This is a genomic window from Pseudoflavonifractor sp. MCC625 (genome assembly GCF_018784545.1).
Lineage (GTDB): Bacteria > Bacillota > Clostridia > Oscillospirales > Oscillospiraceae > Pseudoflavonifractor_A > Pseudoflavonifractor_A gallinarum.
This window is the reverse complement of the sequence record NZ_WQOJ01000052.1, coordinates 1-311: the sequence shown is the minus strand read 5'-3', so window position 1 is coordinate 311 and position 311 is coordinate 1. Positions and strand designations below refer to the sequence as shown.

The window sequence follows — 311 nt, the reverse complement described above, 5'->3', positions numbered from 1 at the left end:
AGGTGGGGTGGCAGATCGCCACCCCATCCCTGCGGTTATGTTGTTTACTGGTCAAAATCCGGGTACAGCTCCAGTTCGGCAAACTTCTCATCGGTCATCGCACAGAGCTTCGTAAGGGCGCTGTCGGTCAACTCTCTCAGCTCTGTTTCCTCCGGCGAAAGCTCGCCGCGCATCTCACGCAGACTGTCAATCAGCCCGGTGCGGCTGCCGGTATTGTAAATGCACATCAGGTTCATTTCCTCAAAAGTAAAGTTTCCCATATCAAATCTCCCTTTCCGCACTCTTTTTGGGTGCTGTCTTTTTGTGTTCTG

At 52.4% G+C, this 311-nt stretch carries 1 protein-coding gene; it reads right to left on the bottom strand.

Annotated elements, in window-relative coordinates:
• Positions 1–44 precede the first annotated feature (44 nt).
• Positions 45–260, bottom strand: coding sequence for a transposon-transfer assisting family protein (locus GPK94_RS15800; RefSeq protein WP_003526257.1), 216 nt, complete (start codon positions 258–260; stop codon positions 45–47).
• Positions 261–311 lie beyond the last annotated feature (51 nt).

What these genes read in the sequence shown, in the direction of transcription:
- GPK94_RS15800 (WP_003526257.1), bottom strand. Translation starts at nt 260, where the DNA reads ATGGGAAACTTTACTTTTGAGGAAATGAACCTGATGTGCATTTACAAT.